This window comes from Mesoplasma grammopterae ATCC 49580 (genome assembly GCF_000701525.1).
Lineage (GTDB): Bacteria > Bacillota_I > Bacilli_A > Mycoplasmatales > Mycoplasmataceae > Mesoplasma > Mesoplasma grammopterae.
This window is the reverse complement of record NZ_JNJC01000001.1, coordinates 312,910-330,035: the sequence shown is the minus strand read 5'-3', so window position 1 is coordinate 330,035 and position 17,126 is coordinate 312,910. Positions and strand designations below refer to the sequence as shown.

Sequence of the window (17,126 nt, the reverse complement as noted above, 5' to 3'; positions counted from 1 at the left end):
GCAATCTTTCCACCAACTGGTGCTGGAATTTCAGAGTTAACTTTATCTGTCTCAACAAAAAATAAAGCATCTCCTTCTTTTATTTCTTGTCCTAATTTAACAAGAACTTCTGCTACTTTTCCTTCAGTAAGTCCTTCTCCAATGTCGGCAAATTTTACTTTAAACATATTATTCTAATTCCTCTCTACTAAAATTTGTAGTCAAGCACTTTTTTAATTGCTTCTACAACTTTCTGTGGGTTCACTTGGTGGAATCCTTCCCCTCTGTCATAAGGAATAACAACATCATATCCAGTACATCTTGCTAAAGGTGCTTTTAATGAGTCAAAACAATTTTCATTAACTGTTGCAATAATTTCTGCAGGTACACCAAATGATCTAACCGCTTCACTAACAACTAATAATCTTCCTGTTTTTTTAACTGATTCAATTACCATTTTTTTATCTCATGGTTGAATTGAACGTAAATCAATTAATTCAATTGATGCTGTTGGGTGAGTTGATTTAATCATTTCAACAGCTTTCATACAATCTACTGTTTGTGCTCCATAAGTAACAATTGTTAAATCATTTCCTTCTTGAATTTTGTAACCTTCACCAATTGGAACTGTATAGTATCCTTCTGGTACTTCTTGTTTAAATGCACGGTATAACTTAGTTGGTTCTAGAACAATAACTGGATCTCGTGATTCAATTGCTGCTAATAATAAACCTTTTGTATCATAAGGTGTAGAAGGCATAACTGTTTTAATACCTGGAATATGTGCAAAGATAGCTTCTAAAGCTTCTGAGTGATGTTCTAAAGCTCTAATTCCTCCACCCATTGGCATTCTAATAACCATAGGAGCTGTTCATTTACCACGGCTTCTGTTTCTCATACGTGAAATATTAGCAATAACGTTTTGTAATGCTGGTAATCCTAAACCTTGGAATTGTAATTCAACAACAGGTTTCATACCATTCATTGCCATTCCTAATCCAACACCAGCAAACATTGCTTCTGAAATAGGGGCATTAAAACTTCTTTCAATTCCATATTTTTGTTGTAATCCTTGAGTAGCTCTAAAAACTCCACCTTCTAAACCAACGTCCTCACCGAAAACAATAACGTTTTTATCGCGGTCCATTGCAACATCAAGTGCTTCAGTAACTGCTTTAATATTATTAATAACTGCCATTAGTGGTGTCCTCCGTCTTTAGTTTCTGGGTATTTAGCAAAAAACTCTTTAGCTTCTGCTAGTTGATCTTTTAAATCATTTGTTAATTCAGCATATTGATAGTTGAATATATCTTCAATTGGGTAGTTTTTATTTTGTTCTACTCAAGCAAATTCAGCTGCAATATGTTTATCTTGCTCTTCGTTTAAAGCAGTTTGTTTTTCTTCACTTCAAATTCCTTTTTCAATCATATAAGCTTTTAATCTTACTAATGGTTCATAAGGAACTCTATCTTCAAATTCACCTTTTGGACGGTAAACGTCTGGTGCATCTGATGATGAGTGGGCTCCAAGTCTATATGTATCAAATTCAATTAATACAGGACCGTTTCCGCTTCTTGCAAATTCAACAGCTTCTTTTGCTACAGCATAACTTGCTAAGAAGTCATTTCCGTCAACTTTAATTGATGGAGTTCCTGTTGCTATTGCTTTAACTGCAATATTTAAAGATTTTGTTTGTTGAACAGTTGGGGTTGAAATAGCTCATTTGTTATTTTCACAAACAAATACAACTGGTAATTCATGTAACTTAGCGAAGTTCATTGCTTCATAAGTTTCACCTTCACTCATTCCACCATCTCCAGTTGTTGTAACTGCTACACCTTTTTTACCTTGGTATTTTTCAGCAAAAGCAATTCCAGTTGCTTGAGAGTATTGTGAACCAATAATAATGTTTGGTGGTAATGAATTAACACCTTCTGGTGCTTTTGCTCCAGCTTCATTTCCTGCTCAATATAACATAATGTTTCTAACTGTTTGACCCATTGCTAATCAAGCTGCGTTATTTCTATATCCAGAAACGAAGAAATCATTTTTTGGATCAATAACCATTGTATATGCAACTTCACAAGCTTCTTGTCCTGTTGAACTTAAGAAAGATAATAATCTTCCTTGTCTTTGCATTTTGTTTTGGTAATCATCTTGTCTTCTTGAAAGATTCATAATTGAGTATGCTTTTATTAATTCTTCATCAGTAATTGATGGAGCTAATTTAGGATTGATGATTTTACCATCTTTATCCATTACACGAACGATTTCATCTTTTTGAGGATCAAATTTTCCTATATATTTCATATTTATACCTTTCTTAATTGAATATTAAATTCAAAATATCTTCTGCTTCAAAGTTATCACCAAATATTTCTTTTAATGCAAACTTATCTAGAATGTTTTTAACTGAGTGATAATCATAATTAACATTTAATAATGAAAATTCTAATGCTTCAGTTCCTATGTATCCTAAGAAGTCTCCATAAATTTTAATATTTTGGATTTTTCCTTTATCAACATTTATTTTAATTTCTGTTAAACCTTTTGATTCTAAGTATTTCTTGTTACTGATTTCAAAATTTTCATTTTTAGCAAAGGTTCAATCACGAGATTGATACTTTTCTTCAAAACATTTATTAATAGCTAATTCATCAGTTTCACTAAATTCGATTCATTTAGTTTCTTCATTTTTTGTATAGCTATTTATTATATTGTTTATAAAGTCAGAAAGTTCAATATTTTTATTTATACCTTCTAAAAGTGCTTTTATATTTGCAACTCTAGCTGGTTTAGATTTAACTTTCTGGTGTTTAATTTTTTCAGGATCTACATTTAAATATTTTAAAATTCTTGGTAATTCAACATCGAACAATAATGTTCCGTGTTGTAGAATTTTATTATTTGTTTTTAATTGCGCATTTCCTGATATTTTATAACCGTCAATTTCAATATCATTTCTTCCTGAGAAATTAGCATTTAAACCTTCAGATCTTAGGTACTGAATAATTGGTTGTAATGCTATTTCAAAGTTAGATTGTGAATTTTTATCATTGTTAACAATTAGTGAATAACATACATTTCCCATATCATGGAAAACAGTACCTCCACCAGTGTTTCTTCTTATAATTTTTACTTCATCTTTCATCGCTTCAGTAATGTTAATTTCAGCATAAGTATTTTGATTTCTACCAACAACAATTGTATTGCTATTTTGTCAAATATACAAAATAGGGTCATTAGTTTGGTAATGATATGTCAAATACTCTTCAACAGCTAAGTTGTATGCTGGATCGTTTGATTTTGAAATAAATAGATTAATCATCTTATTTTTTAAAGTAATTTAATCCTAAAACTTCTAAACCTGCTAATGTAACAAAGTTGTATGGTTTATTGAAATGAGGTAAGAAGAATATATCAACTAATGGTAATTCATCAATAGTTAATTCTTTTTGAATTCCTAATGAAAGCATATACATAATTTCTGTATGGTTATTTTCACTAGCTACTTGAGCTCCAATAATTTTTCTAGTTTTTTTGTCTCATACTAATTTAATTCATGCTTCTTTATAAGTTGACATAAATTCTGGACGGTCTGAATCAGATAATAAAATTGCTTCATAATCTAATCCCATTTTTTTAGCACTTGTTTCACTTACACCAGCTGAAGCCATTTTAAATCCAAATACTTCAATACCATTTGCTCCTGTGAAACCTGGTGATGCTAATTTGTTTCCATTAACAATATTTGCTGCTGCAAGAATACCTGTTCTAACTGCTGTAGTTGCTAATTGAATTGGCATTTCCATGTTTAATGCTTTATTGAAAACTGTTGAACAATCTCCAATTGCATAAATATCTGGGTTTGATGATTGACAGTATTCATTTGTTAAAATAGCTTTTCTGTCATTTAAATCAACAACACCTTCTAATTGTTTAGTTTGAGCAACTACACCAACTGAGAAGATTACGTAATCTGCTGGAATTTCTTCTTTGTCAGTAACAACATGTGTAACTTTTCCGTTAGCACCTTTAAATTCTTTGACACCTTGGCTTAAAGCTAATTTAACTCCAGCTTTTTCCATTCTTTCTTCAACGTGTTTTGTAAATTCTGCATCGTAGTATACTGGCATGATTCTATCAGCAAAGTCAACTAATGTAACTTCTTTACCATGAGCAACGAATGCATCAACTAATTCAACTCCAATATATCCAGCTCCTACAACAGTAACTTTTTTGATTGAATCATCTAAGTTTGCTTGTTGAATTTTTTTAGCATGGTCATAGTTTTTACAAATTTGTACACCTTTTAAATCTAATCCTGGGATTGGTGGCAATAAAGGTCATGTACCTGTTGCAACAATAACTTTATCGTAATTGTCTTCGAATGATTCACCTGTTTCTAAGTTTTTAATTAAAACAGTTTTTTTATCAACATCAATAGAAACTCATTCATGTTTCATTTTTACATTGATTCCTTCTGATTTTAAAATTTCTGGTGTTGCGTAAAATAATCCATTTGGATCTTTAATTTCACCTTTAACTCATAAAGCGATTCCACATCCTAAAAATGAAATAACATCATTTCTATCATAAGTAGTAACTTCGATTTCTGGGTTAAGTCTTTTTAATGTTCTAACTGCAGTTGTTCCTGCATGGTTAGTACCTAAAACAATAACTTTCATATTTTAACTCCTTTTAATAATTTTTATTTATTGGAATAAATATCCAATAAATTTTGTAAATTTATACAATTTTGGAAAATTTTTCAAAAATAACATAAAAAAATAAAAAATATTCCTATTTTTATTATACTCTCTATGGTCTTAATAGCAAACTTTTTTGTTTGTTTAATATTAAAAAAATGGCCTAAAAAGCCATTAATTAACTCTTTTAAAGATAATTTTTTTATCTCCTAATTTTTTAAATATTATTTTATCTCAATTGTTTATTTTATCAAACGTTAATTCAACACCGTTTAAACCAATTTGCTCAATCATATCTGCATAGTTTTCTACAAGTATTGGTTTTAACAAGAAAATCATAATAGATATATTACGTTGCAATGTTGCCATTACATTTTTTAGTTCATCTAGTTTTTTTTCTTTAGCTAAATTTCAAGGCATTGTTTCTTCAATGTATTTATTACATGCATTACCTAAGTCTAATATATTTCTTATTGCATCACTGATTTTATATTGATCCATATTTTGTATATATAAATCAATTGTTTCAATACATTTTGCTGTTAAGTTATCATCATACACAATATTGTCATTTTCAATAAAACCATCAAAATATTTAGTTATCATTTGATTTGTTCTTGATATTAAGTTACCAACATTATTAGCTAAGTGTGCATTAAAAGATTCAATAAATAAATCATCAGTAAAATTACCATCTTTTTCAGTTGGTAACTCATAACCAATATAAAATCTTAAAGCATCTGCTCCATATTTGTTAATCATGTCTATTGGATCAATAACGTTTCCTAGAGACTTACTCATCTTTGTGTCTTTACTTAAAATTCAACCATGACCCAATAAATGTGTTGGTTGGCGTAAACCTAGTGATTTTAAAATTATAGGTCAATATATTGAGTGGAAACGAATAATTTCTTTACCTGCTAATTGTAAAATTTCTGTATTTTCATCAGCTCAAAATTTTTGAAAATTTGAATCATCATTTTGTAAATAGCCAAGAGCTGTTATATAGTTTGTTAAAGCATCCAATCAAACATAAACAACATGCTTTGGATTTTCATTAATAGGTATACCTCATGAAAAAGAAGTTCTTGTTACTGATAAGTCTTTAAGCTCTGGTTTAACAAAAGAATTTAACATTTCATTTCTTCTATATGCTGGAATTAAAAATTCGCTTGCTAAAACTTCATTTTCCATAAACTCTTGAAATAAAGAAGTTTTTAAAAAGTAAGTTTCTTCTTTAAGTAATTCTAATTTTGTATTAGATATTTTACACATATTGTTTTCATCTATTTGATCAGCATTTAAAAACTCTTCACAACTAATACAATATAATCCTTCATAATTGCCTTTGTAAATAAAACCTTTTTCTAATAATAAAGTAAATATTTTTTTAACAGTTTCTTCATGATATGAATCTGTAGTTCTTATAAATTTTGTGTAATCAATTTTTAAAGCTTTTCAAAGTGTTTTAAAACCTTCAACTTTATCTTCAAGATAATCAATTGGTGTTAAGCCAGCTTCTCTTGCTTTTTCTTCTATTTTTTGACCGTGTTCATCACTACCAGTTAAGAAGAATGTTTCATAACCTTGCATGTCTTTATATCTTTTAAGAATATCAGCTAAAGTTGTTGTGTATGCATGTCCTATATGTAAGTTACCACTTGGGTAATAGATTGGTGTTGTTACGTAAAATTTCTTAGGCATATATGATACCTCTTTCTATAATTATTGTTATTTATAATTTTACCAAAAAACAAATTATTTTTTTAAAATAAAATGCTACTATTAAAGAGTAAGAAGGCAGAGGTAGCGAAAGCTTGAGAAATACTCTTAGAACCTGATCTAGTTAATACTAGCGTAGGAAGTCCTAAAATATTTTTTCTGTCTTTTTATGTAGGAGGTTCTTTTACATGAAAAGATATTTTTATTTGAGCATTAAAAAGATAACAACAAAAGATATTGCTGTTATGGGTTTGATGTTATCTTTGTATTTAGTATTAAATTTAATAGCGGGATATAGTATACCGCCATTTTTTATAACATTAAATTTACAATTTATACCATTATTTGTTTTAGCTTGTTATACAGATTGATTACGAACACTAATTGTTGTTTTCTTGGCGGGTATAATAGCATTTTTCATGCCTGCAAACTATGATTCAGCAATTCCTTTGGCATATTTATTTGATTATTTTATTCCGCTTCTTTTAGTTGCTTTATGCAGTGTTTTTATTCCAAGAGAGTACAAACAATACTTAGAAAAAGCAAATGCAAATTTAAAATTTTGAGACAGAGTTAAATTCAACTTTAAAAGAATTAGTTTATGAATTTTAAATAGATGGATTTTTATATTAGTTATAATAATTTATTCATTTTTAGGCTTCTGATCAAAAACTTTTGCGGGCGTTTTATTTTATGGACAATATGCCCCTGAAGGTCAAGGGGTTTGAATATATTCAATGAGTGTTAATGCAGTTAACTCAGTATTTGATTTACTATTATATTTGATAACAATACCAATTATTTGTTATACATTAACACCGCTGGAAAATAAAATATACTAAGACAAAAAACTTTCCTAAGAAAGTTTTTTATTTTTATAATTTTTTTGTTTTTATGAAGTTTTTGAATCACTCAAATGATTTCTTTTTAAATCTATTTCCAGTTCCTTTATGATAATCATCATAATCAACAAATATTAAACCATATCTTTTTGACATTTCATTTGTTGATAAACTAACAACATCAATTGGAGTTCACATTGTATAACCAAATACATCAACCCCATCTTTAATTGCTTCGTTTATTTGTTCAAAATGTTTTGATAGATATTCTATTCTATAATCATCATAAACTGTGTTATTTTCATTTAAAGTTTCAATTACGCCAATTCCATTTTCTGAAATGAATAAAGGCAATTGATATCTATCTCATAGTTCATTTAAAGTTATTCTTAAACCAATAGGATCAATTTGTCATCCCCATTCAGTTGCTTTTAAGAATGGGTTTTTTCCACCCATCATTAAATTACCACCTGCTGCATCTTTTAATTCTTTTGAAATTGTTGATGTCATATAGTAACTAAATGTAATATATTGAATATTATTATTTTTAATTACTTCCATTTCTTCAGGGGTTGTTTCAAATTTAATATTATTTTCTTTGAAATATCTTTTTGAATATGATGGATAATCTCCTTTTACCATTACATCATAGTAGAAATATCTTTGCATTTGTTGAGTAGCTAAATTTTCTCAAATATTTACAGGGTTACAATCTGATGAGTATGTTGTCATGTTAGCAACCATACACCCAATTTTAATATTGCTTGAAATAGATTTTGCTAGCTCAATAACTTTTGCTTGGGCATAAAATTGATTATGTAAACCTTGTCATGAAGCATTTTTATAATCTTCATTAGTATCAAAGTCTTCTCTAAAAATACCTAAACCTGTTGTTGGAGCTAATGTAGCTACGTTGATTTCATTGAATGGTAATCAATATTTAACTAAGTCTTTGTATTCTTTCATAATAACTGTTGCAAATTTAATGTATAAATCAATAACTTTTTTGTTTGATCAACCACCATATTTTTTTGTTATTGGATATGGTACATCATAATGTTGAATAGTTAACATTACTTCCATTCCATTTTTTTTGCATTCTTCAAATACATCTTTATAAAATTTAATACCAGCTGTATTTGGTTGTGCCTCATCACCATTAGGGAAAATTCTTGATCAAGCAATTGACATTCTATAAATGTTCATTCCCGCTTCTTTGAATAAAGCTATGTCTTCTTTATATCTGTGATAAAAGTCAATACCTATTCTTTTTGGGTAATGTAAGTTATCTTTATTATCAATTGATTTTTCATAATCAAATCTTGTATATTTATTTAATTCATCTACGCTTTTTCTATCTAGGTTTGGATTGAAAGGTCTCATTTCTGCAATTGTTAATGATTTTCCTTCCACATCAAATGCTCCTTCAACTTGAGAAGCTGAAGTTGCACCTCCTCATAAAAAATCTTTTTTTTCAAATTTCATATTACACCTCTTTATTTTTTAATTTTGTTCTAAATTCTTTTGGCATTTTATAAATAACTTTATCTTGTAAACCATATCCAATTTCAACACTGTTTAAGGCATTTGAATAAAGTTTTGAATAGTTAGCCAATTCAGAAACAGTTTCTTGATTTTGAATATAATCAATATATTTCTGAATACTTAATTCATTTTGTTTTTTAGCTTTTTCATAAATTAAAACTAATTCAGCATTTTCTTTAACATAATTTTCTCTTTCGTCAGTTATTTTTGTTTTTTCTTGTTCTAGACTATAAGAATTAAATTCTGCAATTGCTTTTTTAATTAGTTCTTCATTTTGTTTTTTAGCTTTTTTCAATTTATTAACTTTGTTAAATAATTTAGTTTTTTGTTTTTCTTCTTTTTCTTCTAATGAAATTAATGAAGTTTCAAATTTTGAAATATTTTGAATGTATTTTTCATATTTTGAATATGCTTCTTTATTTTCTTTAAACATTTCTGTAATTGCTAGAAGTTTTTCATTTATTTCTTTTTTAGCTTTTTCTGATAATTTTGTATTTTTTAAAATTGAGTCAATTTTTTTATTTAATTTTTGTGAGTATTTTGTTTCATTTACTTTTTGTGAATATGTTAAGAACATAAGTCCTAAAGCAACTGCAACTGTTATAACAAAGATCAATGCAAGTAATAGTTGGTTTGTTAAACCATCAACACCAAGAATATATAAGAATCCTGCAGCTGCACCTGGGTTAACTTGAGCAATACCAATAATACCTGAAATTGTTCCTCCCACAAAGGCAGCAACACAACCCACTAAGAAAGGTTTAACTTTAGGCAAGTTAGTAGAGTAAATAATTGGTTCTGTAATTCCAAATACCCCTCCTGGTATAGCTCCTAATGCTACTCTTCTTTCAATCGGGTTTTTAGTTAACAATGCAACTCCTAAACAGGCCCCTACTTGAGCAAATACTGCAATTTGCAATGCTGGCAAAAATATACTTGGTTCTTGTTGAGTCATTAATGGAATTAGCAATGTCATTGCAACTCCCACGTGAACCCCTGTTAAAACAAGTGGTTGTCATATCATCGCAAATAAACCTACGCCTATTCCAAGTGGAATATATCCCAGCCCTTTTACAACATATGTCATACCAAATTCAACTAATGATAATGCCGGTCCAATTACAAATAAAACTGGAACTACCGTTAGAACAACAACTATTGCTGCTCTAAACACAATATCAATTGCTGCTGGCATTCATTTTTTTACTCAAATATCAATATAAACAGCCATAATACCTGCTGCTAGATAAGGTAAAACACTGCCTTCATAAGATTTAATAACAATTGGGTAATTTGAAATTGAGAATAAATATCATCCTCTAGACCCAAATTGCGGATCCATTATAAATTTACCAACCTCATATTCTGATGGATTAGTTATAGCATTTGATTCAGCACCTGTTCCCATAAAGAATCTAGATGCTAATATTATCCCTATTAACAAACCATATAATGGGTCACCACCAAAATATTTTGTTGTGTTATAACAAAAGAACACACCAATTAGTAAAATCCCTGATTTAGATAATACATAGAATATTAATGAGAGCATATCTGCTTCAATTGTTTTATCTCCACTACCCAGATCTACTGTTACACCAATAGTATTTAGTATTGAATAAATCGCAGCGATTATACCTGCACTCATTAAAATAGGAATGTTGGGCGCCATAATACCCGCAATAGCTGCAAATATTTTTTGTGATAAAGTTGAAGTTACAACTTCTTTAGTGCCTTCTGATGTTGTTTCAACTTGAGCATTATCAAGTTTTAAAATTTCATCTTTAACTTTGTAGCACTCACCACCAATAATAACTTGTAATTCTGAACCATTTCAATTAATTCCTTTTACAATAGAGTTTTTTTCTATTTTGGTTGAATCAACAAGACCCTTATTTTTAATTTTGAATCTAAGTCTTGTCATACAGTTATAAACATCAGAAAAGTTTTGTCTACCACCAACTAGTTCAATGAACTCTTTTGCTGTTTTTGCATACTTACTTTCAAATTTAATAATATCTTCATTTTCATTTTCGATTTTAGCTTTCTTTTTTATTTCAGAAGTAACCTCAAAAACACAAATCAATTCGCCTTTTTTATAAGTTCCTTCTTTGAAGTTTTTAATTTTTAATTTTTTATCTGTACTTGTAAAAATTATAGGTGTTTCTGTTGAAAGGTTATTTTCTTTAATTGATTTTAAATCAACTGAAAAAATTTGATCACCTAATTTTACAGACATATTTTGTCGTAAATTAGTTTTGAATGGTTTTCCATTTAAATTAACAGTGTCTATTCCACAGTGAATTAAGAACTCACAACCTTGAACTTCAAAACCGTACGCATGTTTTGTCTCGAAAACCATTGTGCATATTGCATTTTCAAATGGAGATGTGAAAACATTATTCTTGGGTTCAATAACGATTCCGTCACCTAGCATTTTTTCTGCAAAAGTTGGGTCACTGCATTTTTGCATTGATTTAACTTCACAATTTACGGGAGCATATATTTTAATTTCCATATTTTTATTTCCTTTCAATAATATTTTCCAATTTATTGTTCTATTTTGGAAAAAGCAAAAAAAAAAAAAAAACAAGCCCCACTTTTTGTAAAGTACTTGCCTTTATTTAATAATTACTTTAATGACAATTTATTTGCTATTTCATGACACATCATCATAACAGATAAGTTTCTGTTAACAAAAGAATGATCCTGACTAAATTGTATTTGTTCGCATTCAAACTTAACCTTATTCTTTTGTTTTTCACTAATAACTAAAAAGTTTTTTATTTGCTTTTTACTTTTATTTATTTCTTGCAAGAATATTTCTAAAGTTTCGTTATCTCTTCCAGAAAAAAATATAATGTTGACAGATTGCTTTGAGATTTTAGTGTTAGCAAATAAAACATTTTGATAAAGTATTCTAGAATCAATGTCAAATGAAAGTAAAAGTTTATTCAATAAACTAATAGATTCCTGTAACTGATATGAGCCAAATATATTAACTTGTACATTCTTGAATTCAATTGCTTTGCAAAATTTAGCAATAAAGTCTTCATGCAATGATATTCATTCTATTAAGATAGAAAAATTCTTATTTTTTCTAGTTGTCTTTTTAACAAAAAAAGAATTATGGTCTTCTTTTAAAAAAAAAATCATTTCTCTATATCCAGAAAAACCCAAGTACTTACTAAACTTTGTAACAGTTGATTCACTTACAAAACATTCTTCAGCCAACTCTTTTGATTTTTTAAAATTCCCATTCCTAATTGATGCCAATAAACTTACTGACATATTTTTATAAGCAGAATCAACATAACCTTTTGATAGATACTCTAGTTTTTCGTAAAAATTTTCCATAATCCTCCTAGAAATAAATTTTAGATTAGTAAAGTAGTTTACTAAAAAAATATTTCTTACACATTTCAATAAATTAAAACTTATATTAATTATATACAAAGAGGTAAACATATGAAAATATTAAAAACAAAAGATTATGAAAGCATGACTGATAAAACAATTGAAGCTTTCATGGAAATACTTGAAAAAAATAAGCCCAAAGAGCGAATTAATGTTTCTGTAACTGGTGGTAATAGTCCAAAACTATTTTACGCAAAAATAATAAGCATTTTAAATGGACTTACATATTTAGATAAATTACACTTTTATAACTTTGATGAAGTGCCTTTTAGAAATGACCTTTCAACAGGTATTACAAGTATAGATTTAGAAGAATTGCTTTTTAGCAAAGCAAAAATTAAGCAAGAAAATATTCATAGACTAAATGTTCTAAATTATAAAGAACATATAGATCAATTATATAAAGATGGTGGCTTAGATGTCGTTCTTTTGGGAATTGGTATAGATGGTCATTTTTGTGGAAACATGTCTGGTGTTACAAAATTTGGTGACAAAACAAGACTTATAAATAATATTGACTTAGAAGGAAATATTAGCGTCCCTAAACTAGACCTAAACTTATTTCATGATCAGTTTGTAACAATGGGGCCTAGAGATATTATGGCTGCAAGAAATATTATTATGATTGCAAATGGAAAAGGCAAAGCTGAGGTTATTGATCAAATTGTTAATGGTCCAGTTATTGAAAAAGTTCCTTCTTCAATATTAACACTACACCCTTTCTTTACCTTAATATTAGACGAAGAAGCTAACAGTATAGCCAATGCATAAAGAAAACAAACCGATTAAGGTTTGTTTTTTAACATATTAATCTCTTGGTTTTAACTGTGGGAATAATAATACATCCTTAATTGATTCAGAATTTGTTAATAACATAACTAAACGATCAATTCCAAATCCGATACCTGCAGTTGGTGGCATTGCGTGTTCCAACGCTTCAATAAAGTCAATGTCCATTTCAGTTGCTTCATCATTTCCCGCCGCAGCTTCTTTTATTTGTTCATTAAATCTATCATATTGATCGATTGGATCATTTAATTCACTAAATGCATTTGCATATTCTCTTCCGACAATAAACAACTCAAAACGATCAGTGAATCTTGAATCTTCAGCATTCGATTTAGATAAAGGTGATATTTCTTTTGGATGTCCATAAACAAAAGTTGGTTCAATAATTGTAGACTCAACAAATTCTTCATAGAATAAGTTAATAATATGTCCAACTGTATAATTATGTTTTTCAACATGCACATTATGTTTTTTAGCTAACTCTAGAGCTTCTTCAACAGTCATTTCTTTTCAGAAATCTACTCCTGTCACTTGTTTAATTCCATCAACCATATGTAAGCGTTTAAATGGTTTTCATAAATCTAGTTTATGTCCACCATATTCTATAACTGATGATTCGTTAACTGCAGCATTACATTTTCTGAATACTTCTTCAGTTAAGTCCATTAAGAAGAACATATCTTCATATGCAACATACAATTCTAAAGAAGTAAATTCTGGATTGTGTCTTGTGCTCATTCCTTCATTTCTAAAGATTCTTCCAATTTCATAAACTCCATCAAATCCACCAACAACTAATCTTTTTAAATGTAGCTCTGTTGCAATTCTTAAATATACATCAACATCTAGTGCATTGTAATGTGTAATAAAAGGTTTAGCTGCTGCTCCACCTTTTACACTGTGCAAAATAGGTGTTTCAACTTCCATGTATCCTCTATCATCAAGAATTTGTTGCATTGTTCTAATAATTTTAGTTCTTGCTTGGAAAACTCTTTTTGATTCAGGGTTTGTGATTAAGTCAACATATCTTCTTCTGTATTTTTCTTCGATATCTTGAATACCAGCATGTTTATCTGGTAAAGGTCTTAAAGCTTTTGATAATAAAGTATATTCTTTTGCTCTTAATGAAAGTTCACCATGGTTTGTTTTCATCATAATTCCTTTAAACCCAACAATATCTCCAAGATCTAGTTCTCTGAAGTTAGCAAATGCTGCATCACCAATTTCGTCTTGTCTTACATAAACTTGAATATCTGAATCTTGATCTTCAATATTTAAAAATGCTGCTTTATTACCAGCCTCACGATAAAGTTTAATTCTTCCTGCAATACTAATTTCTGTTTGTTCTAAAGTTGCTAACTCATCTTTTTCATATCCACCAAATAATTCAATCAATTGTTTTAACGAATGAGTTCTAACATATTTGCTAACTGTATAAGGATTTGAATTATTTTCAATTAATTTTTCAAGTTTAGCTCTACGAACTAATTCTTGTTCAGTAAATTTTCTTTCTGACATTTTATACCTCTTTATACTTTTCTATAATTTCTTCTAAATCTTTAAAAGTGTTTATTTTATTTGCTTCTTCTTTTAATTGATTTAAAATTTCTGTTTTTGGTAACACTGCAAAGTATCAAGTTAAGTGCTTTCTAAATTCTCTAATTGCGCTACCTTCATCTTGCTTATAATCTATTAACATTTTAGCATGCTTTAATACTGTTTCTTTTCATTCTTCAAAACTTGGTTTGGCTAATTCTTCACCTGTCTCTAAAAAGTGAGCAATTTCTCTAAAGATTCAAGGATTACCTTGGCATCCTCTTGAAATCATTACTCCATCACAACCAGTTAATTCTAACATTGCTTTTGCGCTTGGCCCATCAATAACATCACCATTACCAATAACTGGAATATTTACAGCTTCTTTAACCTCTTTAATTTTTTCTCAATCAGCATGCCCTGAATAAAACTCACTTCTTGTTCTTCCATGCACAGTAATTCCGCTGGCTCCTGCTTTTTCAATTAACTTGGAAACTTCAACAGCATTAACACTTTCTTTATCTCAACCTAATCTAATTTTTGCAGTAACTGGTTTTGATGTATTTTCAACAACTGCTTTTACAATGTCGTATATTAATTCCGGTGTCTTTAATAAACTTGATCCACTCGCTGATCTAACAGCTACCTTTGGTGCAGGACAACCAATGTTTAAATCTATAATGTCACAATCAACATTTTCATCAATTCATTTTGTCGCCACAATAAATGATTCAACATCATTCCCAAAAATTTGCATACTCATTGGGTGCTCTTTTTTTTCAACTGCTAACATGCTAAAAGTTTTTTTGTTGTTATGTGTCATTCCTTCTACAGAAACCATTTCAGCACAAACTAAATCAGCACCTTTTTCTTTTGATATTAATCTAAATGGTGGATTAGATACACCAGCCATTGGCCCTTGAACTAATTTACCTTTTACTTCTACATTTCCTATTTTCATACTTATCCTCTTTTTTCGTTATTAACGTATAAGTCATTATTTATTTCAGTAAATTTTACAGATACATTAACCCCTTCGTTGCCAAAAAAATTGGTTAAGTGTTCAACTAATAAAACTCTTGATTCTTCAGATCTTTTAAGTCAGTCTACTTCAACATAAATTCTTTTATTTGTGTTTTCAGCTACAAAAATATTGTTATTGTTAACCATCATTAAAATTGCTTCAGGTTTTGAAACAATTAAGTCAGCTATCTCATTTATTTTTTTTGAATATTCTTTTACTTTTTCTTCAGTAGTACCGTTGAATTTTAAGATTGGCATAAAATCACTCTTTTCTTTTATTTATTTTAACAAAATAAAAAAAGAACCTCAAAGGTTCTTTGATAAATAATTGATTATCCTTTTGAAGATCCACCAACATCACGTTTTGTAAGACCATTAATAATTCATTTATTAAATACTATAAATACTATAACCATTGGTAAAATAGCCATTATTGAAGCAGCCATTTTAACGTTAATTGGGTCTTGCGCTTTAAATATCTCTGGATTAACATCACCTGTTAAATTCATTAATGCATATAGCATCATAGGAATTGTTCTTCAGTTTGAGTCTTGATCCATTATGGTAATTGGTCATAAAACTGAGTTTCATGATTCAATAAATGAAATAATGAATGATGTTAATATTGTTGCACTAACTGCTGGCAATGCAATTTTTGCAAAATATTGGAAACTTGAAAGTCCATCAATTTTAGCTGCTCTTTTTAAATCTCTATTTAAACCATAGAATGCATTACTCATTAAATAAATTGTAAATACATTACCAATAAAAGGAACAACAAGAGCAAGTAAATTATTTTTTCACTGCATTTTAACAGCTATTCAATATCTTCCTAAAATCAATGCTTCACCTGGAACCATCATAATTGAGAACATTATAATCATGAATACATAATTAAATTTTGTTCTTCAGTTATAAATAGCAAATCCAGCAATTACAGAAACTGTTAATGAGAAACCTGTTGACATTAATGCAATAAACAATGAGTTTGTAAAGAATCTGTAAAATGGAATTGAATTAGTTTGATTATTTGAATCAAGATATGTGAACATATCTTTATAAGCTGTAAGAGTTCAGTGTTTTGGTCACAATGTTTCTTTTACACCTGCGTCAATTTCTGAATAATCTTTAAATGATGTAATGATCATTCAATAAAAAGGGAATAACATAACTATCAACATTATAAATAAGAAAGTATAACCTGAAACATTTGTTCAAATTCTCTTATATCAAACGTCTCCAGACATTTTTAAAGTTTTATTTTTAACTCTTTTAACATGTCTTAAATAGAAAAAATGATTTACTTTTATTTTTCTGTTTGAAAATTTGATAAATCAAGAAAGAGTTAAATTCATTCAAAATCTTTTTATTCAAGATCTTGTAACAATTATTTTTTGTTCTTTTTCATTTCTTTTAATTTCAATATTTTTTAAATCGTTTTCATATTTTGCTTTTTGGATAGTTCTTTTTGATTTGTTTTCTAGCTCAACAATATCAGAATGGAAATCAGAAGAAATAACTTCTACTGAATTCACATTTAAATTAGTTTTATCTTTCATATCTG

The 17,126-nt window shown here is 28.5% G+C and carries 15 protein-coding genes and 1 riboswitch; of the genes, 2 read left to right on the top strand and 13 right to left on the bottom strand.

Annotated features, from left to right (window positions below; translation table 4 throughout):
- The 6 genes from T314_RS03935 to metG form a co-directional block, all read right to left on the bottom strand.
- Positions 1 to 167: biotin/lipoyl-containing protein (locus T314_RS03935; protein WP_156933606.1), on the bottom strand; the 167-nt coding region annotated here is incomplete at its 3' end.
- A gap of 20 nt (positions 168 to 187) precedes the next feature.
- The gene (locus T314_RS0101510; protein ID WP_029511892.1) at positions 188 to 1,177 is read right to left on the bottom strand and encodes an alpha-ketoacid dehydrogenase subunit beta; all 990 of its coding nucleotides are present in this window, start codon (positions 1,175 to 1,177) and stop codon (positions 188 to 190) included.
- A complete protein-coding gene (gene pdhA / locus T314_RS0101505) occupies positions 1,177 to 2,289 on the bottom strand; it encodes a pyruvate dehydrogenase (acetyl-transferring) E1 component subunit alpha (protein ID WP_029511891.1) in 1,113 nt (370 codons plus the stop codon). Before pdhA ends, T314_RS0101510 begins: the two co-directional genes overlap by 1 nt.
- A 13-nt stretch (positions 2,290 to 2,302) precedes the next feature.
- On the bottom strand, positions 2,303 to 3,307 hold the full coding sequence (gene lplA, locus T314_RS0101500; RefSeq protein WP_029511890.1) for a lipoate--protein ligase: 1,005 nt from the start codon (positions 3,305 to 3,307) through the stop codon (positions 2,303 to 2,305).
- Position 3,308: 1 nt separating this feature from the next.
- Positions 3,309 to 4,667, bottom strand: a complete 1,359-nt coding sequence (locus tag T314_RS0101495; protein WP_029511889.1) for an FAD-dependent oxidoreductase — start codon at positions 4,665 to 4,667, stop codon at positions 3,309 to 3,311.
- Positions 4,668 to 4,862: 195 nt separating this feature from the next.
- Positions 4,863 to 6,392, bottom strand: coding sequence for a methionine--tRNA ligase (metG, locus tag T314_RS0101490; RefSeq protein WP_029511888.1), 1,530 nt, complete (start codon positions 6,390 to 6,392; stop codon positions 4,863 to 4,865).
- Positions 6,393 to 6,480: 88 nt separating this feature from the next.
- Positions 6,481 to 6,569, top strand: a riboswitch (TPP riboswitch).
- 29 nt (positions 6,570 to 6,598) lie between these two features.
- On the opposite strand from metG, the gene T314_RS0101485 reads away from it, so the two are divergent.
- Positions 6,599 to 7,252 (top strand): energy-coupled thiamine transporter ThiT, encoded by a 654-nt coding sequence (locus tag T314_RS0101485; RefSeq protein ID WP_029511887.1) that lies wholly within the window; start codon positions 6,599 to 6,601, stop codon positions 7,250 to 7,252.
- Between the two features lie 33 nt (positions 7,253 to 7,285).
- Here the strand turns inward: T314_RS0101485 and T314_RS0101480 are convergent, their stop codons facing one another.
- From T314_RS0101480 to T314_RS0101470, 3 genes are all read right to left on the bottom strand, one after another.
- Positions 7,286 to 8,737, bottom strand: a complete 1,452-nt coding sequence (locus tag T314_RS0101480) for a glycoside hydrolase family 1 protein (protein WP_029511886.1) — start codon at positions 8,735 to 8,737, stop codon at positions 7,286 to 7,288.
- 1 nt (position 8,738) lies between these two features.
- Positions 8,739 to 11,315, bottom strand: coding sequence for a glucose PTS transporter subunit IIA (locus T314_RS0101475; protein WP_029511885.1), 2,577 nt, complete (start codon positions 11,313 to 11,315; stop codon positions 8,739 to 8,741).
- A gap of 113 nt (positions 11,316 to 11,428) precedes the next feature.
- Positions 11,429 to 12,154 carry a hypothetical protein gene (locus T314_RS0101470; RefSeq protein WP_029511884.1) on the bottom strand — a complete coding sequence of 242 codons (726 nt, stop codon included), beginning with the start codon at positions 12,152 to 12,154 and terminating at the stop codon, positions 11,429 to 11,431.
- Between the two features lie 111 nt (positions 12,155 to 12,265).
- On the opposite strand from T314_RS0101470, the gene T314_RS0101465 reads away from it, so the two are divergent.
- Positions 12,266 to 12,985, top strand: a complete 720-nt coding sequence (locus T314_RS0101465) for a glucosamine-6-phosphate deaminase (RefSeq protein ID WP_029511883.1) — start codon at positions 12,266 to 12,268, stop codon at positions 12,983 to 12,985.
- A 36-nt stretch (positions 12,986 to 13,021) separates the two neighbouring features.
- On the opposite strand, the gene lysS is transcribed toward T314_RS0101465, so the two are convergent.
- The 4 genes from lysS to T314_RS0101445 all read right to left on the bottom strand — a co-directional run bounded on the left by lysS (position 13,022) and on the right by T314_RS0101445 (position 17,121).
- Complete coding sequence (lysS, locus tag T314_RS0101460; protein WP_029511882.1) at positions 13,022 to 14,521, bottom strand: lysine--tRNA ligase; 1,500 nt, start codon at positions 14,519 to 14,521, stop codon at positions 13,022 to 13,024.
- Position 14,522: 1 nt separating this feature from the next.
- Positions 14,523 to 15,500: a tRNA dihydrouridine synthase DusB gene (gene dusB, locus T314_RS0101455; RefSeq protein WP_029511881.1), complete on the bottom strand. Its 978-nt coding sequence runs from the start codon at positions 15,498 to 15,500 to the stop codon at positions 14,523 to 14,525.
- 2 nt (positions 15,501 to 15,502) lie between these two features.
- Positions 15,503 to 15,820: a DUF1904 family protein gene (locus T314_RS0101450; RefSeq protein ID WP_029511880.1), complete on the bottom strand. Its 318-nt coding sequence runs from the start codon at positions 15,818 to 15,820 to the stop codon at positions 15,503 to 15,505.
- 74 nt (positions 15,821 to 15,894) lie between these two features.
- Positions 15,895 to 17,121: a carbohydrate ABC transporter permease gene (locus tag T314_RS0101445; protein ID WP_029511879.1), complete on the bottom strand. Its 1,227-nt coding sequence runs from the start codon at positions 17,119 to 17,121 to the stop codon at positions 15,895 to 15,897.
- Positions 17,122 to 17,126: the final 5 nt, after the last annotated feature.